Consider the following 18,106-nt stretch of genomic DNA (forward strand, 5'->3'; position numbering starts at 1 on the left):
GGCCTGGCAGCAGAGCGTCCGCCGGTACGAGCCAGCCTCAGCAACTATTCACATGAGACCGCATTTCACATGAATTACCATGCTGCAATGGTGTGAATTTAGCAACAAGCGCAAAAATATAGTTTTTGACGCAGTGGACGCCGCGGCGTAGTGTCGGTCCTCCCGACAACCACGTAATGAGGAGCCTGCCATGGCATATCCACTGTGCTTAATGATGCCGGTACTACCCGGCACCGATCCCATCCACATCGCCGCCGCTTTGCAGGAATACCAAAAGCAGATCAATGCGGCCCTCACCAGCATCGGTACCGTGCACTTTGCCCGCTTCACCCTGTTTGACCGCGCCCAGGCCAATCTGCTGCCCAACGTGAAATCGACAGGTCCCTCGGACACCCTCGTCATCGGCGTGATTACCGAGTATGACGGCGACTTCAACGACTACATCGAGGATTTTGTGGCCAAGCTGGGTCCCGTATTCGACGCGCTGCTGCAGTTTGTCGAGGGCGGCAAGCCGCTGATTCCCGTGGCCAACCACGTGGCCGCATTTGAAGCGTTCATCAGCGCCAACGACGCCGCGCAGCACGTGCCCAATACCGGCATGTACAGCGCGTATACGCAAACAGTCCAGAAAATCCTCGCTTCAGTCTGAGCCGCACGCCGCGCCGGGGCCGCGCAGGCGCGCCCCGCCACCTTGCCAGCCCCAGCCCCCGGAGAGACAGCATGGCCGATTCCAGCATCGATTACGACGACGTGCAAGGCACGATCCTGCGCGGCTACCGCGTCAACCTGGCGCGCCACTTCATCTTGAGCATCACGGATGCGGCGCAGGCACGGCGCACAATCGCGGCCCTGCTCGACGGCAGCGACGGACTGCCATCGATTACCACCGCGCGCCATATCCATCCCAAGCCGCCCTGCTTCCTGAACCTCAGCTTTACCGCTCCTGGCCTGGCGGCGCTGGGCGTCGCCGCGGCCGACCTGGCCACTTTCGACCAGGCATTTCAGCGGGGCGCGGCCGATCCGGCCAGCGTCGCGGCCGTGGGCGACGTGGACGGCAGCGCCCCCGAACATTGGCTCGGCAACCTGGGGCCGGCTACCCAGCGTGGCCAGGTGCATGCGCTGCTGAGCCTATGGGTCAGCGAATCGACGGAAGTGCTGCAGCAGACGTCGGCCACGCTGCGGCGCGCCTTTGCCGGCGGCTGGCGTGAACTGTATGCGCACGACGGCGTGGCCCTGCCAGGCAACCGCGTGCATTTCGGCTACCGCGACAACATCGCCCAACCGGACGTCGATGGCGCGCCGCCCCGCAAGCACGAACCCGCATATGATCCCGACCCGCTCAACACGGTCAAGACGGGGGAATTCCTGCTCGGCTATCCGAATGAAAACGGCGGCATCTACCAGGTCCAGCCGCCGCAGCTGTCCACCAATGGCAGCTATGCCGCCTTCCGCATCCTGGAACAGGACGTGCCCCTGTTCGACACCATCCTGAGCCAGGCCGCGGCCAGTTCAGGGCTCAGCACCGAAATGGTGGCGGCCAAGATGTGCGGGCGCTGGCGCAACGGCAATCCGCTGGTGCTCAGTCCGGACGAGGCCGGCCCCGTGCTGCCGGACGCCAGCCTGAACCATTTTCACTATGTCGATAGCCAGCCGGCACTGGACGACACGCTGGGCCTGAAATGCCCGGTCGGCTCGCATATCCGGCGCAACAATCCGCGCGACGAAGGCGTCGTGGGGACCTCCGCCCGCAACCACCGCATCGTGCGGCGCGCCATGCCCTACGGCAGCGAATACGATCCGGCCGCGCCCGTCGCGGAGCAACGGGGCCTCATCGGCTATTTCATCAATGCCAACTTGCGCAACCAGTTCGAGTTTCTGATGAAGCAGTGGAACAATGACGATGCCTTCGTCAAGTCGGCCGTCGGCCCGGACGGCCCCGAGGCGGGCAATGCCACGTTCAACATCAGCGGCCAGGACGTGTTTTTGGGCATCAACAACCCCGCCGTCAGTTCCTTCACCTTGCCCGGCGTGGGCGCCAAGGGCAGCGGCAACAAGACACTGCAACACTTTTCGCGCAGCGTCATCACGCGTGGCGGCGTGTATTGCTTCTTCCCCAGCATCACGGGACTGCGCTACCTGGCGAACCTGGGCTAAGCATTACGAATGCAAGCGGGAGGCAGGCGCACGAAAGGCCCGGACCGCTTGCATTGCTCCTGTCATTGCTCTATCGTTGCAGCACGCGCGTGTTGCCAACCTTGCACAGGAGATTCCACCGTGTCGCTCATCCTCTACGGCCATCCTTTTTCTTCGTACACGCAGAAGGTGCTCATCGCCCTGTACGAGAACGCCCTGCCCTTCGATTTCCGCTGCCTGGCGCCGGACATGCCGCAGCATCTGCAGCAGTGGCTGGAACGCTGGCCGTTGCGCAAGTTCCCGCTGCTGGTGGACGGGGAGCGCAACGTCGCCGAAACCAGCATCATCATCGAATACCTGCAACTGGCCCATCCCGGCCCGCTGCGCCTGCTGCCGGACGACCCGATGCAGGCGCTGGACGCGCGTTTTCTCGACCGCTACTTCGACCTGCATGTCATGGCGCCCGTGCAGCATGCCGTCGGCGCCGCCCTGACCGGCGACCCGGTGAAGGCCCGTGAAGGCCGCGCGCATGCGGGAGAAAAGCTGGACCTCGCCTACGCCTGGCTGGAAAACCACCTGGCCGGCAAGACGTGGGCCACGGGCGAACACTTTACCCTGGCCGACTGCGCCGCCGCCCCCTCGCTGTTCTATGCGGACTGGACGCAGCCGATTCCCGCCACCCTGCCCTTGCTGCGCGCCTACCGCGCGCGCCTGCTGGCCCGCCCATCGTTTGCGCGCGCGGTGGAAGAGGCGCGCCTGTACCGCCACCTCTTCCCCCTGGGCGCACCGCAGCGCGACTGACCTTGTTCAGTAAACCTGTTCAGGCAAACACGGGCCGGAAGAAACTGCGCTCGTAGCTGACGATGCAGCGCGTCTCCTCGGCGTAGCGGAAGGCGGCCTGGCATTCGGCATCCTGCATCGAGTCGCTGCGGTACTGCTCGTACAGGGCCAGGCTGGGAAACGAGAACATGGCCAGCGCCACGTTGCTGGCGCCTTCGGATGGCAAAAAGTAGCCGTGGTGCTGGCCGCCGAAGCGCTCGACCAGCGGTATCCACAGCTTGCCGTAGGCTTCGAATTCCTTCAGTTTGTACGGATCGATGATGTAGCGTAAATAACAGGTGATCATGCGGTTTCCTTGTGAACGTTCAAATCCGTCAGCATGCCCGCTTCCCACGAGCCGATGGCGGCCAGTGGCGTGCCAGGCAAAAAGTCCAGCGCGCAGGGATAGGTAAAGGCGTGGTCGGCCAGGACCTCGAGACCGGGCCAGCCATAAAACAGCAGCTTGCCCTTGCCGATGCGTCCCAGCGCGCTGCCGTCGGGCAGCCAGCGCAAGGCATTGCCCGTGCCGCCGCCCGCCTCCACCAGCACCGTGGCCAGCACGCGGCCATCGTCGATCGCATGCACGGACAGGTACTCGTCGCCGCCAGCGTGGTGCAGCACGGCCAGGCGTTCGCCGTCCGGCGATGGCGCGCAGGACATGATGCCGGGCAGCGACAGCACCACGCGGCCGCCCCCCGCCTGCAGCGGCCAGTCCCACACGCTGCAATAGTCGGGCGGCTGCACCTGCCCCTCGTCCACGGATTTGACGCCATGCTGGACCAGCAGGCGCCGCCCGCCATCGATGGCGCAGGCATCGCGCAGCATTTCGCCCGCATGCTCCTGCATGAAGAGCACCTCGCCCGTCTGCGCGTCGCGCACCCGCAGGCGCCCGTCCCAGCCGCCGTCGGCAAGATGCTGCCCGCACGGCGACCACGCGGGGTCCGAGCCTTCGCGCTCCTTCTTGTTCTGGAAGTTGAGCAGCAGTTGTCCCGACTGCACATCGACCACGGCCATCTGGCCCGTCGTGCTCTTGATGGCGATCCGGCTGCCGTCGGGCGAGAACGCCATGCCCGACATGTGCGCGATGAACTTGCCGCGCCACAGTTTGCTGCGCGCCGCCACGTCCCACAGGACCAGGTCGCGTCCCAGCACGGCCAGGCGCGTGCCATCGGGCGAAAACCGCACGCCGTAGCTGCAACCCAGCTTCAAGGGCTTCGGCCTTGCCGTCATGGGCGCGCCAGGCGGTACACGACGGTATCGAGGTCGTAATGGCGCCCCATGCCCACGTACTGCATGCCCAGGCGCGTCATGACCTTGATCGAGGCCGCGTTGTCCGGGTGCGCCACGGCCACCACTTCGGGCACGCCGACGACGTCGAACGCATGCGCGACGATGGCGGCCGCCGCCTCGCTGGCATAGCCCTGGCCCCAGCCCGTACGGGCCAGGCGCCAGCCGATTTCATGCGGCTTGGCCTTGTCGCCATCGAGGTGCTGCAGGCAGGCCATGCCCACCATCTCGCCGTCGTCGAGGCGGATCAGCGCCCACCAGGAGTAGCCCCATTCGGCCCAGCGGCCCGTGATGCGCGCAACCGCCGCGCGCGTATCCTCTTCCGTCTCGGGCTGGCCTGCGTTCAGGTAGGTCATCACCTCGGGATCCGTGTTGAGCGTGCGCATGCGCTCGTAGTGGTCTGCCGTAATCGGTTCCAGGCGCAGCCGCGCCGTCGTCAGTATGGTCATCGCATTTCCTTGGACGAAAAAAAAGACGATACACGATCGTCTTTTTTTTGCAAGAGCGCACGCGATTACTTGCCTGCTTCGCCCTTCTTGATCCACGCCGCCAGCTGGTGCGGGCGCAGGCCATCGTAGTCTTCGAACGGCTGATGAATCCACGGATTGTGCGGCAGTTCGTCCAGGAAGTAGTCGGGACGCACGACGGAGCAGCCTTTCAGCCAGATCACGGCCGATTTGACTTCGGTCACGTCAGGGAAGTTTTCCTTCAGGTGACGCGTGACCTTGTCCAGGGTGACACCCGAATCGGCCAGGTCGTCGACCAGCAGGATGCGGCCAGCCAGCGGGCCCTTGGTCATGGTCATGTACTTGGCGATATCGAGGTCGCCGCGCACCGTGCCCGCGTCTTCGCGGTAGGAGCTGGTCGACAGGATGGCCAGCGGCAAATCAAAAATGCGCGAGAACACGTCGCCGGGACGCACGCCGCCGCGCGCCAGGCACAATACCTGGTCGAATTTCCAGCCCGATTCGTAGACCTTGAGCGCCAGGCGCTCGATCAGGCGGTGATACTCTTCCCAGTTGACCCAGAGATGTTGATCGTTCGATTGTGGGGTAGTCATGATAGTGAAATCTTATTATTAGCGTGATTAAAAAAATCCGCCTTGCGGCGGATTGTGTCCAGCAGCTTACTCGAATGGGTGGCGCAGCACGATCGTTTCTTCACGATCGGGACCGGTCGAAACCATGTCCACCGGTACGCCGACCAGTTCTTCGATGCGCTTGATGTAAGCGCGGGCCGTCGCTGGCAGAGCCGCCAGCGATTTCGCGCCGACCGTGCTTTCCGTCCAGCCTGGCATCTCTTCGTACACGGGTACGCAGCGGGCGGCTTCTTCGGCACCCGATGGGAAGATGTCCGTGGCCACGCCGTCGATGGTGTAGCCGGTGCACAGTTTCAAGGTTTCGATACCGTCCAGGACGTCCAGCTTGGTCAGGCACATGCCCGTCACGCCGTTGATCTGCACGGAGCGGCGCAGCAGGGCAGCATCGAACCAGCCGCAGCGGCGGGCGCGGCCCGTCACGGTGCCGAATTCATGGCCCACTTGCGCCAGGTGATGGCCGACGCCTGCATCCGTTGGCAGTTCCGACGGGAACGGGCCGGAGCCGACGCGCGTCGTGTACGCCTTGGTGATGCCCATGATGTAGTGCAGCATGCCGGGACCGACGCCCGAACCGGCGGCGGCATTGCCAGCCACGCAGTTCGACGAGGTGACGAACGGATAGGTGCCGTGGTCGACGTCGAGCAAGGAACCTTGCGCGCCTTCGAACAGCAGGTTCGCGCCGGCCTTGTGCGCCTTGTACAGCGCGCTCGACACGTCGGTGACCATCGGACGCAGACGCGGCACGTAGGCCAGCGCGTCGTCGAGGGTCTTCTGGTAATCGATGCGCGGAGCCTTCAGGTAGTGCTCCAGCACGAAGTTGTGGTAATCGAGGTTTTCCGCCAGTTTTTCGGCGAAACGGGCTTCGTTCAGCAGGTCGGCGACGCGGATGGCGCGACGCGCCACCTTGTCTTCGTAGGCCGGGCCGATGCCCTTGCCCGTGGTGCCGATCTTGGCCGCGCCGCGCGCCGCTTCACGGGCCAGGTCGAGTGCCGAGTGGTAAGGCAGGATGACCGGTGCGGCATCCGACACTTTCAGGCGCGAGGCGACTTCGACGCCGACGGCTTCGAGCTTGTCGATTTCGCGCAGCACGTCCGGTACCGACACGACCACACCGTTACCGATGTAGCAGGCGACGCCTGGACGCATGATGCCCGACGGGATCAGCTGCAGCGCGGTTTTCACGCCGCCGATGACCAGCGTGTGGCCTGCATTGTGGCCGCCCTGGAAGCGCACCACACCCTGGGCGTGATCGGTCAACCAATCGACGATCTTGCCTTTACCTTCATCGCCCCATTGGGTGCCGATGACAACAACGTTCTTTGCCATAATTTTCTTTGACATCACTCAACCTAAGTTTTTAAGAATCCAGCTACTACCATTATCGGCAAGTACCAGCACGCGATCGCACTCGAACTCGTCTTGTTCATTACTGTGACCCGGCATACTCTGGATCACGACCTCGCCCGCCTTGCGCAACTCGGCGATTTTTTCCTTCAATTCTGGCGCGCTGCCCCACGGCGCGCGGATCGAATGCTTCCGTTCCGCGGTCGGCAACAGGCGCGCCAGTTCGCGCAAATCGAGCGAGAAGCCGGTCGCGGGACGAGCCCGGCCGAACGCTTCGCCGACGTGGTCATAACGGCCGCCGCGCGCAACCGCGTTCGGCAAGCCAGGTACATACAGCGCAAACATCGCGCCGCTTTCATATTGGTAGCCGCGCAGGTCGGCCAGGTCGATCGCCACTTCGGCGCGGCCCAGCGCAGAGCCTGCCAGCGCGGCCAGTTCGGCCAGCGCCTTGAGCACGCCCGGCAGCGGCGGCAGCACTTCGCGCGCACGCGCCAGCACGTCGATGTCGCCATACAGGTTCGGCAGGGCCAGCAGCGCATCGCGCGTCACGGCATCGTAGCCGGCGGTCAGCTCGCGCAGGCCAGGCGCATCTTTCGCGCGCAGCAGGGTGTACAGCGCAGCCTCGTCGCGCACGGCAGCGGCGTCTTGCGCAATGATAGCGCGCAACAGGCCCACGTGCGACAAATCCAGGCGCACGCTGTCGAAACCGGCCAGTGCCAGCGAGGCGAGCGCCAGTTCCTGGATCTCGGCATCCGCTTCCAGGCCCGCGTGGCCATAGATCTCGGCGCCGATCTGCAGCGGCTCGCGCGTGGCGTGCAGGCCCGACGGACGGGTATGCAGCACGCTGCCGGCGTAGCACAGGCGGGTGACGGTGGCACGGTTGAGCAGGTGGGCGTCGATGCGCGCCACTTGCGTCGTCATGTCGGCGCGCAGGCCGAGCATGCGGCCCGACAGCTGGTCGACCAGTTTGAACGTGCGCAGGTCGGTATCCTTGCCAGCGCCAGTCATCAGCGATTCCAGATACTCGAGCAGCGGCGGCATGACCAGTTCATATCCGTACAGACGGAAATTATCCAGCATGAGGCGGCGCAGCTCTTCGATCTTGCGCGCTTCCGACGGCAGAACATCGGCAATATTTTCGGGCAAAAGCCAATTCGGCATGAGGGAGCGAGATACGGAAGAAAGTTGAAAAAATGCATCATGCGAGGCAGCGGCAGGCGCGCCAGGCAAGAGGCCGAACCTGATATTTTACGCGAAAACACGGGCCTTTAGGGATAAGTTGTCCGAAACGCTGCCGCACAGCCCTAAAAACACCGCATTTTACGCCTTCCCGCAACAGCATGGCGGGCACAAAAAAACGGGGCCGGCATTCACGCCGGCCCCGCTGCTGCCGCACCCGTCATTGCGGACAGGCGCAGTCTGGATGCTGCCTTACTTCTTGGCCGGACCGGCTGCGCCGCCGCCCTTGAAGTACTTGAAGAATTCCGAACTCGGATCGACCACCATCACGTCGCCCTTGTCCTTGAAGGTGGCGCGGTAGGCTTCCAGGCTACGGTAAAACTTGTAGAACTCCGGATTCTTGCCAAACGCTTCCGCATAGATCTGCGATGCCTTGGCATCGCCCTCGCCGCGGATCTTCTCGGCTTCGCGGTACGCTTCGGCCAGGATCACCGTGCGCTGCTTGTCGGCGTCGGCGCGGATCTTCTCGGAGTCGGCCGAACCGGTCGAACGCAGCTCATTGGCCACGCGCACGCGCTCGGACTTCATGCGCTCGTACACGGAGTTGTTGATCTGCTCGACGTAATCGACGCGTTTCAGGCGCACGTCGACGATTTCTACGCCGATGGCCTTGGCTTCGGCCGACACCTTGGCCAGGATCGCTTCCATCACCTTGCCGCGCTGGCCCGAGATCACTTCGCGCACGGTGCGCTTGGTGATTTCATCGTTCAGCGCCGCCTTGACGATTTGCGACATGCGGTTGCGGGCCGGCTTTTCATCGCCGCCAAAGCTGCGGAAATACAGCCGTGGATCGGCGATGCGCCACTTCACGTAGGCGTCGACGAGGATGTTCTTCTTCTCGGCCGTGATGAAGCGTTCCGGCTCCGGCGTATCCAGGGTCAGGATGCGCTTGTCCAGGTACAGCACGTTCTGGAACGGCGGCGGCAGCTTGAAATACAGGCCCGGCGTGCTGATGACTTCCTTGACTTCGCCGAGGGCGAAGACGACCGCATACTTACGCTGGTCGACCACGAACACGGTCGAGGACAAAAGCATGATCGCGATAAAGCCCGCGATCAGGGCGGCTACGATACGGTTCATTAGCGGCTCTCCCGTTCACGCGAAGAGCGGCTGTCGCGGCGCGTATTGACTTCTACTGTCGGCATGGCTTCCTGTGGCAAAACGGTGTTGGCTGCGGGTGTCGCGGCAGCACGGGCGGCGGTAGCGGCGGCATCGGTGGCAGCCGTCTGGGCGATCAGCTTGTCGAGCGGCAGGTACAGCAGATTGCTGCCCGTCTTCGCGTCGACCATGACCTTGCTGGCACTGCTGAACACTTGCTGCATCGTTTCCAGGTACATGCGGTCGCGCGTGACGACCGGCGCCTTCTGGTACTCGACCAGCACCTGCTTGAAGCGCGAAGCATTACCGGCCGCGTTCTCGGTCACCATCGCGCTATAGGCTGCGGCTTCCTCCATCAGGCGGAAAGCGGCGCCGCGCGCTTTTGGAATGACGTCGTTGGCGTAGGCCTGGCCTTCATTCTTCTGGCGTTCACGGTCCTGGCCAGCCTTGACGGCATCGTCGAAGGCGGCTTGCACCTGCTCCGGCGGCTGCACGGCCTGCATCGTCACGTTGGTGATGACGGCGCCGACCTTGTAGCGGTCGAGAATCTGCTGCATCAGCTGCTGCGTATCGTAAGCCACTTTTTCGCGGCCTTCGTACAGCACGAAGTCCATCTTGCTGCGGCCGACCACTTCGCGGATCGCCGTTTCGGCGACCTGGCGCAAGGTGTCTTCCTGGTCGCGCGTGTTGAACAGCCACGCCACGGGGTCTTTCAGGGTGTACTGCACCGCGAACTGGATGTCGATGATGTTCTCATCGTCCGTCAGCATCAGCGACTCGCTGGCCTGCTTGTTGCGCAGCGACTGGCGATAACCCACTTCCACCGTGCGCACCTGCGACACGTTGACGGTTTCGTCGGTCTGGAACGGGTACGGCCAGCGCCAGTTGAAACCGGCCGGCGTGGTGTGACTGTACTTGCCGAACGTAAGCACGACGCCGTTCTGGCCCTCTTGCACGATGAAGGCGCCGCTGGCGAGCCAGATGAAGACGGCGATCACGCCGACCACGCCGGCGGTGATGCCGGCGCCCTTCATGTCGGGACGCGGGCCGCTGCCGCCGCCGTTGTTATTGCCGCCGTTGTCGGGACGGTTCTTCTGTCCGAAAAAGGCGTTCAGGCGCTGATTGAAATCGCGCCACAGCTGATCGAGGTCCGGCGGACCTTCGCCGGGCTTTTTGCCTTCTTGGGCTTTCTTGCCGTCGTCCTTGCGATTGCCCCAGCGGGGATCGTTCAGGGACAACTTCAAGCCTGTTTTTTTGAGTAGGGAGACAAGCATAACTATCGTGTTCCGACTTGGGAGTGGGTGGAAAACCTATCGTCCTCGCCAGGCTCTTCGTCCTGGTCCGGGGCGGCGCCATCGTGCTGGTCGTACTGACCGTCAAACTGATCTTCCTGCTGTGCTTCGCCTTGCTGATAGAGGTGAGCCGAACCGGGCGCCTTCCTGGCCATCTCGACAATGGCATCGCGCAGCAGGTCGAGCCCGCTGCCCTTCTGCGCACTGACGAACACGCGACTGATCGTAGCATATTCGTCGCGCTCCACCGAAGGCTCCAGCCCGGCCGCATCGATCTTGTTCCACACGAGAATCTGCGGAATATGATCGGCGCCGATCTCTTTCAAGACCAAGTTGACCTGCTCGATCTGCTCCATGCGCACCGGCGACGCGGCGTCGACGACGTGCAGCAGCAGATCGGCATGGATGGTTTCTTCGAGCGTGGCGCGGAAAGCGGCCACCAGCTGATGGGGCAATTCGCGCACGAAGCCGACCGTGTCGGAGATCACCACATTGCCCACGTCCTGGCCCAGGTAAACCCGGCGCGAGGTGGTGTCCAGGGTGGCGAACAACTGGTCGGCCACATACACGCCAGCCTTGGTCACGGCATTGAACAGCGTCGACTTGCCGGCATTGGTATAGCCGACCAGGGACACGGAGAATGTGTGATTGCGGCCGCGCGCGCGGCGCTGCGTTTCGCGCTGCTTGTGCAGCTTTTCCAGGCGCGCGCGCAAGGCCTTGACGCGGTCGCCGATCAGCCGGCGGTCGGTCTCGAGCTGCGTCTCGCCGGGACCGCGCAAGCCGATACCGCCCTTTTGCCGTTCCAAGTGGGTCCAGCCGCGGATCAGGCGCGTGGCCAGATGCTGCAGCTGGGCCAGCTCGACTTGCAGCTTGCCCTCGTGGCTCTTCGCGCGCTGCGCGAAGATGTCGAGGATCAGGCTGGTACGGTCGAGCACGCGCACATTCAGGCGCTTTTCCAGATTGCGCTGCTGGGCAGGTGAAAGGGCGTGGTTGAAGATGACGATTTCCAGGCCATCGTTGACGACGACGTCGCCAATTTCATCGGCCTTGCCGCTGCCGACGAAATACGCGGAATCGGGACTGGAACGCTTGGCCGTGATGGTGGAAATCGGGTCCGCGCCAGCCGAGCGCGACAACAGCATGAGTTCCTCCATGCTGGCGGCGAAGTCGCTGTGACCGAAGTCAACCCCGACTAGTGCCGCGCGCATGATGGCATCAGATAAGTTGCGGCGGACGCCGACGCCGATGCAAACGCATCAGCGCCGCTGGCGCGGACGGGGGCGATGGAGGGTGAAAGGCGCTGGGCCGTCAAGCTCAACGCTTTACTCCGCTTCAGATTCAATATTGAGATTGACGGCACGGGCCGGCACCACTGTCGAGATGGCATGCTTGTACACCATCTGTGTCACCGTATTGCGCAGCAATACGACATATTGATCGAACGATTCGATATGGCCCTGCAATTTAATGCCATTGACCAGGTAGATCGAGACAGGAACATGCTCTTTGCGTAATGCATTGAGGAATGGGTCTTGTAACAGTTGCCCTTTGTTGCTCATAACAGCTCCGTTGTTTATGTTGTTGTGTAAGAATTGGAGGCGACTCGCTTGATTTCAAGTGCTCTCACACCTTTCAAAGAGAGAAAGATGCTTCATAGCTACTGTAACCTGTTTTCGCGATCGCTGTCGCGCATGGCGCATTAACACTTTATTATTTCCGTGCAAGAGCCATTGAATTGGCTGTCGGCGCCGCATTATCTCTGCGGCGCCTTAATTGATACTTAATCCAGCACAATACTCAGCGCAATTTTACTTGCTTGGCGTGCGTGCAAACGGGTTTTTACCCGTGCGCAGTTCAATGCGCAGCGGCGTGCCGACCAGAGCAAACGTATCGCGGAAATGTTTTTCCAGATAGCGCTTGTATGGATCGCCAACGGCGTCGAGTGCATTGCCGTGAATAACGATCACAGGCGGGTTCATGCCGCCCTGGTGGGCGTAGCGCAGCTTCGGACGAATCGAGCCCTTGCGGCGCGGTTCCTGCTTCTCCACAGCCTCGATCAGGGCGCGCGTCAGCTTCGGCGTCGACAGGTCGCACATGGCGGCTGCATACGCCGCGTTAAGTGACTTCATCAGCGGACCGATGTTGGTGCCCTTCAGCGCCGAAATGAAATGCATCTGCGCAAACGACAGGAAATCGAGCTTGCGGTCGATATCGATCTTGATTTCATCGCGCTGGTGCGATTGCAAGCCATCCCATTTGTTCACGGCCACCACCAGTGCGCGGCCCGATTCCAGGATGAAGCCGGCGATATGCGCGTCCTGCTCGGAAATATCCTGCTGCGCGTCGAGCATCAGCACGACCACGTTGGCTTCGGAAATCGACTGCAGGGTTTTCACCACCGAGAATTTCTCGATCGCTTCAAACACCTTGCCGCGGCGGCGGATACCGGCCGTGTCGATCAAGGTGTATTGCTGGCCATCGCGCTCGAACGGGATCTCGATCGAATCGCGCGTCGTGCCCGGCATGTCGAAGGCGATCACGCGCTCTTCGCCCAGCAGGGTGTTGATCAAGGTCGACTTGCCCACGTTCGGGCGGCCGACGAGGGCGATCTTGATGCCGCGGTCCGTCTTTTCCAGCTCTTCTGGCTCATCCGGACGCTGCGCGAACGCCAGGTCCAGCATCACTTCGACGAGGTCGTTGACGCCGTCGCCGTGCGCCGACGAGATCGCATACGGATCGCCCATGCCCAATTCATAGAATTCGGACACGACGGCCGTATAGCGCATGCCTTCGCTCTTGTTGACCACCAGCAAGACCGGGCGGCCGCTCTTGCGCAGGAAGTCGACGATGGTCTTGTCATGCGGGGTCAGGCCCTGGCGGCCGTCCACGATGAACACCACCACGTCGGCCTCGGCCACGGCCTGCTTGGTCTGCAGTGCCATCTGGTGCATGATGCCTTCCTTGGCGACGGGTTCGAAACCACCCGTATCGATGACCAGGAAGGGACGTTCGCCGACACGGCCTTCGCCATAGTGACGATCGCGCGTCAACCCAGGCAAATCCGCCACCAGCGCATCGCGCGAGCGGGTCAGACGATTGAATAAAGTCGATTTCCCAACATTGGGTCGACCTACTAGTGCAATTACCGGCTTCATTGTATTACTCGACCGCGAGAGCGGTCACTGTCCCTGATTGGGTTTGAAAAATCAAATTCGAACCGGCAACAACGGGAGCCGAAACAATCGGACTGCCGTCGGTACTGACCCGACCTATTAATGCGCCATCTTCCCGTGACAGGAAGTGGATATAACCTTGATAGTCACCGACGGCAACGCTGCGGCCAAACGAGGCCGGCGTCGACAGGCGGCGGCGCGCCAGCGCCTCATTCTTCCAGGCGCTCTGGCCGCCTTCGCGGCTGAACGCCACCACGGCGCCCTGGGCGTCTGCTGCAAACACGAAACGCTGGTCGACGGCCACGCCCACATCGGACGAGATCGGCTTGGTCCAGCGCGGCACGCCCGTGGCGGCATCGAAGCAGCCGGCCTTGCCCTGGTACGTGACGGTGCACACTTCGCCTTCGAACACCACCGGCGTGCCGGCGATGTCGGAGACGCGCTCCAGTTCGGTAGCGCCGCGCGGTTCGCTGACGACGATCTCCCAGCGTACCACACCGGTGGCGGCCGTCAGTGCCAGCAGCTTGCCGCCCGGCTGGGCCACATACACGTTCGCGCCGCCCAGCACCATGCCCGGCGCATTGCGCAGGGTCAGTGCCGGCGTGGCGCGCTGCACCGTCCACTTGCGTTCGCCCGTCTTGGCGTCGAAGCCGACGATGCGGTTGTCCACGCTGCGCACGACGACCACGCCCTGGCCCACGACAGGCGGCGTCAGCACTTCGCTGGACGCCTGCGCCTTCCACAGCTGCTTGCCGTCGGCATCAAAGGCCAGCACGGCGCCCTTGGCGGCGCCCACGGCCACCAGCGTGCCATCGCTGCCGGCGCTCGAGGTGATGTCGCTGCCCGCCTTGACGCGCCACGTTTCACGGCCGCTGGCCGCATCCAGGCGCGCCAGCGCGCCATCGGCATTGACCACGTACAGGCTGTTGCCGGCCAGCGCAGGCGTAAACGCGTACACGCCGGCCTTGCCGATCGAATACTTCCAGGCGTCGCGCACGGCGATGCTCGATTTTAACTCGACCAGCTTGGCCGGCTCGACTTTCGGATCTTTCGAGGCGAACGGGTTCCACGACGAGCAACCGGCCATCAGGGCCAACAGACTTGCAGCTACCAGCTTTTCAGTGACACGCATAAGTGTTATCCAACCTTTTTCTTGTACTTGTAAGGGCTAGGCCGGCGGCACAACACGCCGCGCGGCCAAACCATCAGTGTTCCTGTCAGGCGGCAGCCTTGTCAGCCTTGGCCTTGTCTTCCGGTACCGTACCGCCGATCGCTTCCAGTTTGACCTGGATCAATTGACGGCCTGGATTGTTCTTGTCCGTCGCGGCCAGCGCAGCCAGGTAGGCCGTGCGTGCCTCGGCCAGCTTGTTTTGCGCAACCAGCACGTCGCCCTTGCGGTCGGCCACGGCGCCCGCAAATTGCGCCACGGTCGCCGTCGCCAGCACTTTCAGCGCTTCATCGTAGGCTTTTTCATCCAGCAGGACGCCGGCCAGGCGCAGCTTGGCGATGGCCTTGTACTCTTCCGTGCCGTGCTCGGCGACCCATTGCAGCTGGGTCTTGGCCGTTTTCAGGTCATTCGCGTCGAACGCCACCTTCGCCGCGGACAGGGCGCTCATCTGCGCATACGCCGTGCCGCTGAAACGCGATTGCATGTCGCCGGCCGCGCGCATCACCTTGGCCGTATCCTTGGCGGCGATGGCGTTCTGCAGTTCGTCGTACAGCTGGCCCGCTTGCGCAGCCTGCGTGCGCTGGTAGTACTGCCAGCCGGCCCAGCCGCTGTAGCCTGCCAGCGCCACGATCAGGACCCAGGAGGTCAGATTGCCATTGCGCTGCCACCAGGCCTTGAGGGTTGCCAGTTGTTCTTGTTCTTCGTGATCGTATGCCATGGGTCGTCAGTTTGAATGAGTAGTTGATCGAGGGTACAACGGTCTTGCTGCAAATCAGTGGTGGTGATGCACGTGGCCGCCAGGACCGTGGTCATGGCCGCAATCGTGGTCGCCGATGATCTGGTCCACCACGTAATCGACGACATCGTCGAACGGCACCGTGTTCTGCTGCGCGCCGGCATCGGCTTCGCGCATGGCTTTCACCGTGGCCACATTGTTGGCGATTTCATCGTCGCCCAGGATCACGGCAAACGCCGCGCCGCTGGCATCGGCCTTTTTCATTTGCGTCTTGAAGCTGCCGCCACCGTTGCTCGCTGCGCAATGTAGCACAACGTCGAGGCCCGCATCGCGAATCCGCTCGGCCAGCACGAAGGCTTGCAAGCCTGCCTGCTCGCCCTGGTGCACCAGATAGACGTCGCACTGGGCCGGGGCTTCCGGTTCGGCCGCGTCCTTCATCAGCAGCACCAGGCGCTCCACGCCCATGCCGAAACCGACGGCGGGCGTCGATTTGCCGCCGAACATTTCCACCATGCCGTCATAGCGGCCGCCGGCGCAGACCGTGCCTTGCGCGCCCAGCTTGTCGCTGACCCACTCGAACACGGTGCGGTTGTAGTAATCGAGGCCGCGCACCAGGCGTGGATTGATGGTGAACGGAATATTGTTGTGATTCAAGATCTTCTGCACGCCGTGGAAGTGGGCCAGCGATTCCTCGCCCAGGTAGTCCAGCAGCTTCGGCGCGCCATTGACCAGGTCCTGCATGGCCGGGTTCTTGGTGTCCAGGATGCGCAGCGGATTGCTGTGCAGGCGGCGCTTGGCTTCTTCGTCCAGCAGCTCGCTGTGGCTTTCCAGGTAGGCGATCAGGTCCGCGCGGTGGCGCAGGCGCTCGGCCGCGTCGCCGATCGAATTCAGTTCCAGGCGGATACCTTCCAGGCCCAGGTCGTCCCACAGGCGGCGCGACAGCATGATGATTTCCGCGTCGATATCGGGGCCCGTGAAACCGATGGCTTCCACGCCGAACTGGTGGAACTGGCGGTAGCGGCCTTTTTGCGGGCGCTCGTGGCGGAACATCTGGCCCTTGTACCACAGGCGTTTCGGGCCTTCGTAGACGAGGTTGTGCTCGACCACGGCGCGCACCACGCCGGCCGTGCCTTCAGGACGCAGGGTCAGGTTGTCACCGTTCATCGAATCGGTGAACGAATACATTTCCTTTTCCACGATATCGGTCACGGCGCCGATGGCGCGCGCAAACAATTTCGTTTCTTCCACGATCGGCGTGCGGATCTGCTGGAAGCCATAGCTTTGCAGCACGGACTGCGCCGTGTTTTCAAACAATTCCCACAGCGGGGCGTCGGCGGGCAGCACGTCATTCATGCCTTTCACCGCGGTAATTTTATCGAATTTCTTATTTTCGGACATAGTGTTCTTCTTTGCTTTTGATCGGATCAGGCTCAGGCGGCAACCGTTTTTCCGTAGTGACTCTTTACATAATTCAAGACGATGTCCTGGAATTCCTCGACGATGCGTTCGCCGCGCAGGGTAACGACTTTTTCGCCATCCACGAACACGGGTGCGGCCGGCGACTCGCCCGTGCCGGGCAGGCTGATGCCGATATTCGCATGCTTCGATTCGCCGGGACCGTTGACGATGCAGCCCATGACGGCCACGTTCATCGCTTCCACGCCCGGATACGACTTTTTCCACTCCGGCATCTGCTCGCGCAGATACGTCTGGATATTGTCGGCCAGTTCCTGGAAGGTGGTCGACGTCGTGCGGCCGCAGCCTGGGCAGGCGATCACCATGGGCGCGAACTTGCGCAAGCCCATGGTTTGCAAGATTTCCTGGCCGACGATCACTTCGCGCGTACGGTCGCCGCCCGGTTCCGGGGTGAGCGAAATGCGGATGGTGTCGCCGATGCCTTCCTGCAGCAATACGGCCAGGGCCGCGGTGGACGCCACGATGCCCTTGCTGCCCATGCCCGCTTCCGTCAAGCCCAGGTGCAGCGGATAGTCGCAGCGCTGGGCCAGTTCGCGGTACACGGCGATCAGGTCCTGCACGCCGGACACTTTACAGGACAGGATGATCTTGTCGCGGGCCAGGCCCAGTTCTTCCGCGCGCACGGCATTTTCAATGGCCGACGTCACCAGCGCTTCATACATGACGGCTTGCGCCGGCCACGGTTCGGCGCGGCCCGCGTTTTCATCCATGATGCGCGCCAGCAAGGCCTGGTCCAGGCTGCCCCAGTTCACGCCGATGCGCACGGGTTTGTCGTAGCGGCACGCCGCTTCGATCATTTGCGCAAATTGCGTGTCGCGCTTGGCGCCCTTGCCCACGTTGCCCGGATTGATGCGGTACTTCGACAGCGCGCGCGCGCAATCGGGGTAATCGTTGAGCAGGGTATGGCCGTTATAGTGGAAATCGCCCACCAGCGGCACGTCGATATCCATCTTGTCGAGCTGCTCGCGGATGTAGGGCACGGCCGCAGCCGCTTCCGGACGGTCCACCGTCAGGCGCACCAGTTCCGAACCGGCACGCGCCAGTTCCTTGATCTGGATCGCCGTGCCGATGGCATCGGCCGTATCCGTGTTCGTCATCGACTGCACCACCACGGGGGCGTCGCCGCCCACCCAGATCTGGCGCTGGCCGTGCGCGATCAGCACCTTGCGGCTGTCGCGCCGGCCGGATGGACCAGAGCCGATCGCTGTTTTCGAGGTAGCCATAATATTATCTTCTGAGTTT

The 18,106-nt window shown here is 62.8% G+C and carries 18 protein-coding genes; 3 read left to right on the top strand and 15 right to left on the bottom strand.

Features of this window, described 5'->3' with window-relative positions; all coding sequences use genetic code 11:
- Positions 1-190 precede the first annotated feature (190 nt).
- The 3 genes from GCN75_RS01820 to GCN75_RS01830 all read left to right on the top strand — a co-directional run bounded on the left by GCN75_RS01820 (position 191) and on the right by GCN75_RS01830 (position 2,934).
- Positions 191-649, top strand: coding sequence for a hypothetical protein (locus GCN75_RS01820; RefSeq protein ID WP_152281102.1), 459 nt, complete (start codon positions 191-193; stop codon positions 647-649).
- 71 nt (positions 650-720) lie between these two features.
- Positions 721-2,154 (top strand): Dyp-type peroxidase, encoded by a 1,434-nt coding sequence (locus tag GCN75_RS01825; RefSeq protein WP_152281103.1) that lies wholly within the window; start codon positions 721-723, stop codon positions 2,152-2,154.
- A 120-nt stretch (positions 2,155-2,274) separates the two neighbouring features.
- Positions 2,275-2,934, top strand: a complete 660-nt coding sequence (locus tag GCN75_RS01830; RefSeq protein WP_152281104.1) for a glutathione S-transferase family protein — start codon at positions 2,275-2,277, stop codon at positions 2,932-2,934.
- Positions 2,935-2,953: 19 nt separating this feature from the next.
- Here GCN75_RS01830 and GCN75_RS01835 read toward each other — a convergent pair whose 3' ends face one another.
- The 15 genes from GCN75_RS01835 to ispG all read right to left on the bottom strand — a co-directional run bounded on the left by GCN75_RS01835 (position 2,954) and on the right by ispG (position 18,087).
- Positions 2,954-3,259 carry an NIPSNAP family protein gene (locus tag GCN75_RS01835; protein ID WP_152281105.1) on the bottom strand — a complete coding sequence of 102 codons (306 nt, stop codon included), beginning with the start codon at positions 3,257-3,259 and terminating at the stop codon, positions 2,954-2,956.
- On the bottom strand, positions 3,256-4,182 hold the full coding sequence (locus tag GCN75_RS01840; RefSeq protein ID WP_152281106.1) for a WD40 repeat domain-containing protein: 927 nt from the start codon (positions 4,180-4,182) through the stop codon (positions 3,256-3,258). Before GCN75_RS01840 ends, GCN75_RS01835 begins: the two co-directional genes overlap by 4 nt.
- Positions 4,179-4,688, bottom strand: coding sequence for a GNAT family N-acetyltransferase (locus GCN75_RS01845; protein WP_152281107.1), 510 nt, complete (start codon positions 4,686-4,688; stop codon positions 4,179-4,181). Before GCN75_RS01845 ends, GCN75_RS01840 begins: the two co-directional genes overlap by 4 nt.
- Positions 4,689-4,753: 65 nt before the next feature.
- Entirely contained in the window at positions 4,754-5,299 is a 546-nt protein-coding gene (locus tag GCN75_RS01850) for a phosphoribosyltransferase (protein ID WP_034752020.1), read from the bottom strand.
- A 66-nt stretch (positions 5,300-5,365) separates the two neighbouring features.
- On the bottom strand, positions 5,366-6,679 hold the full coding sequence (locus tag GCN75_RS01855) for an adenylosuccinate synthase (RefSeq protein ID WP_086147765.1): 1,314 nt from the start codon (positions 6,677-6,679) through the stop codon (positions 5,366-5,368).
- A gap of 3 nt (positions 6,680-6,682) precedes the next feature.
- A complete protein-coding gene (locus GCN75_RS01860; RefSeq protein WP_152281108.1) occupies positions 6,683-7,843 on the bottom strand; it encodes an ATP phosphoribosyltransferase regulatory subunit in 1,161 nt (386 codons plus the stop codon).
- Between the two features lie 270 nt (positions 7,844-8,113).
- Positions 8,114-9,001, bottom strand: coding sequence for a protease modulator HflC (hflC, locus tag GCN75_RS01865; RefSeq protein WP_099667091.1), 888 nt, complete (start codon positions 8,999-9,001; stop codon positions 8,114-8,116).
- Positions 9,001-10,293 carry an FtsH protease activity modulator HflK gene (hflK, locus tag GCN75_RS01870; RefSeq protein WP_152281109.1) on the bottom strand — a complete coding sequence of 431 codons (1,293 nt, stop codon included), beginning with the start codon at positions 10,291-10,293 and terminating at the stop codon, positions 9,001-9,003. The genes hflC and hflK overlap by 1 nt, the downstream gene beginning before the upstream one ends.
- A 2-nt stretch (positions 10,294-10,295) precedes the next feature.
- Positions 10,296-11,519 carry a GTPase HflX gene (hflX, locus tag GCN75_RS01875; RefSeq protein WP_152281110.1) on the bottom strand — a complete coding sequence of 408 codons (1,224 nt, stop codon included), beginning with the start codon at positions 11,517-11,519 and terminating at the stop codon, positions 10,296-10,298.
- 114 nt (positions 11,520-11,633) lie between these two features.
- Positions 11,634-11,870 carry an RNA chaperone Hfq gene (gene hfq, locus GCN75_RS01880; RefSeq protein ID WP_008450615.1) on the bottom strand — a complete coding sequence of 79 codons (237 nt, stop codon included), beginning with the start codon at positions 11,868-11,870 and terminating at the stop codon, positions 11,634-11,636.
- Between the two features lie 249 nt (positions 11,871-12,119).
- Positions 12,120-13,466, bottom strand: coding sequence for a ribosome biogenesis GTPase Der (gene der, locus GCN75_RS01885; RefSeq protein ID WP_070221915.1), 1,347 nt, complete (start codon positions 13,464-13,466; stop codon positions 12,120-12,122).
- A 4-nt stretch (positions 13,467-13,470) separates the two neighbouring features.
- Positions 13,471-14,616 carry an outer membrane protein assembly factor BamB gene (gene bamB / locus GCN75_RS01890; protein WP_152281111.1) on the bottom strand — a complete coding sequence of 382 codons (1,146 nt, stop codon included), beginning with the start codon at positions 14,614-14,616 and terminating at the stop codon, positions 13,471-13,473.
- Positions 14,617-14,701: 85 nt separating this feature from the next.
- Positions 14,702-15,370 carry a tetratricopeptide repeat protein gene (locus GCN75_RS01895; protein WP_152281112.1) on the bottom strand — a complete coding sequence of 223 codons (669 nt, stop codon included), beginning with the start codon at positions 15,368-15,370 and terminating at the stop codon, positions 14,702-14,704.
- A 54-nt stretch (positions 15,371-15,424) separates the two neighbouring features.
- Entirely contained in the window at positions 15,425-16,786 is a 1,362-nt protein-coding gene (hisS, locus tag GCN75_RS01900) for a histidine--tRNA ligase (protein ID WP_077407312.1), read from the bottom strand.
- 32 nt (positions 16,787-16,818) lie between these two features.
- Positions 16,819-18,087, bottom strand: a complete 1,269-nt coding sequence (gene ispG, locus GCN75_RS01905; protein ID WP_152281113.1) for a flavodoxin-dependent (E)-4-hydroxy-3-methylbut-2-enyl-diphosphate synthase — start codon at positions 18,085-18,087, stop codon at positions 16,819-16,821.
- Between the last annotated feature and the right edge of the window lie 19 nt (positions 18,088-18,106).

The organism is Janthinobacterium violaceinigrum, from assembly GCF_009208555.1.
Classification (GTDB): Bacteria; Pseudomonadota; Gammaproteobacteria; order Burkholderiales; family Burkholderiaceae_D; genus Janthinobacterium; species Janthinobacterium violaceinigrum.